The organism is Streptomyces boncukensis (genome assembly GCF_011045075.1).
Classification (GTDB): Bacteria; Actinomycetota; Actinomycetes; order Streptomycetales; family Streptomycetaceae; genus Streptomyces; species Streptomyces boncukensis.
In genome coordinates, this window is the sequence record NZ_JAAKZZ010000732.1 from 1 (window position 1) to 2,854 (window position 2,854).

General features: G+C 74.9%; 1 protein-coding gene. It reads left to right on the plus strand.

Annotation, left to right across the window (positions count from 1 at the left end):
* Positions 1-30: 30 nt before the first annotated feature.
* Positions 31-2,854: SDR family NAD(P)-dependent oxidoreductase (locus G5C65_RS34880; protein ID WP_165303073.1), on the plus strand; the 2,824-nt coding region annotated here is incomplete at its 3' end.

A 2,854-nucleotide genomic window follows, 5' to 3' on the forward strand; every position in this document is an offset into this window, starting at 1 on the left:
GTGTCTGCGGTGTTGCAGGCGCTGGGGCGGGTGCATGTCGCGGGTCAGGATGTGGACTGGGAGGCGCTGTATGCCGAGTCCGGTGCCCGGCGTGTCGAGCTGCCCACCTACGCCTTCCAACACCAGCACTACTGGCTCGCGCCCCCGGCCCCCGAGACCCGCTCGGACGAGTCGTCCGGCGCAGCCTCCGAAGAGGCGGGGTTCTGGGACGCGGTCGCGTCCGGGGACCCCGGGAAGGTGGCCGCGCTGCTCGCCGCCGAAGGCGATCGGGACGGGAACGGGGACGGGGACGGACTGAGCGCGCCGTTGGCCGAGCTGCTGCCCGTGCTGTCGTCCTGGCACCGGCGCCGGCGGGACGCCTCGGCCGTCGGGGACTGGCGGTACCGCGTCACCTGGAAGCCGCTGAGCGAGGGAGCGATCGGGGCTTCGCCCGACGGGTCCGCCGCGCTGTCCGGCACCTGGCTCCTGGTGCACCCGGTGGCCGACGCCGGATCCGAACTGCTGGAGTGGTCGACCAGGGCGCTGACGGTACGCGGCGCGCATGTCGTCCCGCTCGCGGTCGCGGCCGACGCCGACCGCCGTACGCTCGCGGCCGGGATCGCGGAAGCGGCCGGTACCGGGACCGGCGCCGGTACCGGGACCGAGGGTGAGCCGGTGGCCGGTGTGCTGTCGCTGCTCGCCCTCACCGGCGGCGCCCACACGCTGCACGACGAGATCCCGGCCGGCCTCGCGCTCACGCTCCTCCTCACCCAGGCGCTGGGTGACGCGGAGGTTGACGCGCCGCTCTGGCTGGCCACCCGTGGCGCGGTCGCGACGGTTCCCACCGAACCGCTGGAGAGCCCCGACCAGGCGCAGGTATGGGGGCTCGGCCGGGTCACGGGGCTGGAGCATCCGCATCGCTGGGGCGGTCTGATCGACCTGCCGCCCGCCCTTGACGAACGCTCGCTCGCCCGGCTGGGCGGTGTACTGGCCGCAGGCGGCCCGGCGCGCGGCCCGGCCCAGGGCGAGGACCAGATCGCCCTCCGTACGGCGGGTGCGCTCGCCCGCAGGCTCGTACGGGCGCCGCAGGACCGCGGACCGGTCACGCCGTGGCGTCCCCGGGGAACCGTGCTGATCACCGGCGGGACCGGCGCGCTGGGCGCCTGTGTCGCCCGGCACCTGGCGCGGAACGGCGCCGAGCGTCTGCTGCTGACCAGCCGCCGGGGACGGGAGGCTCCGGCCGCCGCCGAACTCGCGGACGAGCTCACCGCGCTGGGGGCCGAGGTCACGGTAGCGGCCTGTGACGCGGCCGACCGCGAACAGCTCGCCGCTCTCGTCGCGGAGACGGCCGAGCGGGGTGAGCCGGTGCGCGCGGTCGTACACGCCGCGGGTGTCGACTCGACGACGGAGCTGAGCGCGCTGACGCTCGCGGAGCTCGCCGAGACCGTACGGGCGAAGGCGGCGGGCGCGGCCCACCTGGACGAGCTGTTCGCCGAGGACGCGCTCGACGCGTTCGTGCTGTTCTCCTCCGTGTCCGGCGTGTGGGGCGGCAGCGGACAGGGTGCGTACGCGGCGGCCAACGCGGCGCTGGACGCGGTGGCCGAGCGGCGCCGCGCCCGTGGCCTCGCGGCCACCGCCGTCGCCTGGGGCCCGTGGGCCGATGCCGGGATGGCGGCTCACGGCGACGACGCGCAGGTACTGCGGCGCCAGGGCCTCCCCCCGATGCGACCCGAACTCGCCGTGCACGCACTCGAACTCGCCGTCGGCGGCAGCGCTGCCGCACTGACCGTCGCGGACGTGGAGTGGGAACGCTTCGCCGCCGGGTTCACGGCGGCCCGCCCCAGCCCGCTCCTCGCCGACCTGCCCGAGGTACGGCGGGTGCTGGACTCCGACGCCGCCCCGCTCGACGCCGGTACGTCCGATCTCCGCCGTCGGCTGCGCGAACGGGAACCGTCCGAACAGCGGGCGCTGCTGCTGACGACGGTGCGCGAGCAGGCCGCCACGGTCCTCGGCCACACGTCGTCCGAGGCCGTGGAGACCGACCGGGCCTTCCGCGACCTGGGCTTCGACTCCCTCACCGCCGTCGAACTGCGCAACCGCTGCAACGAGGTCACGGGGCTGCGGCTGCCCGCGACGCTGGTCTTCGACTACCCGACACCGGCGGTGCTGGCCGACTATCTGCTGGGTGAGCTGTCGGGTTCGGCGGACGGCGAGGGGGAGCGGGCCCTGGTCCCGGCTGCCGGCGGTGAGGGTGAGCCGATCGCGATTGTCGGTATGGCCTGCCGCTATCCGGGCGGGGTGAACTCGCCCGAGGAGCTGTGGCGGCTGGTGGCCGAGGGGCGGGACGCCATCTCCGACTTCCCCGCCGACCGCGGCTGGGACATCGACTCGATCTACCACCCCGAGCCCGGCCACCCCGGCACCACCTACGCCCACGCGGGCGGTTTCCTTCCCGGTGCGGGTGACTTCGACGCCGAGTTCTTCGGGATCAGTCCGCGCGAAGCGCTGGCCATGGACCCGCAGCAGCGGCTGCTGCTGGAGAGCGCGTGGGAGGCGCTGGAGCGGGCGGGCATCGACCCGGCGACGCTGCGCGGCAGCGCGACCGGCGTCTTCACCGGGGGTTCGTACTACGACTACGGCGCCGACCTCGTACAGCTGCCCGAGGAACTGTCCGGCTACTCCAGCATCGGCCGCGCCAGCAGCGTCCTGTCCGGCCGCATCGCCTACACGCTCGGCCTGGAGGGTCCTGCGGTGACGGTGGACACGGCGTGTTCGTCGTCGCTGGTGGCGCTGCACTGGGCGATCCAGGCGCTGCGCTCGGGGGAGTGCTCGCTGGCCCTGGCGGGCGGCGTGACGGTGATGTCCACCCCCGAGA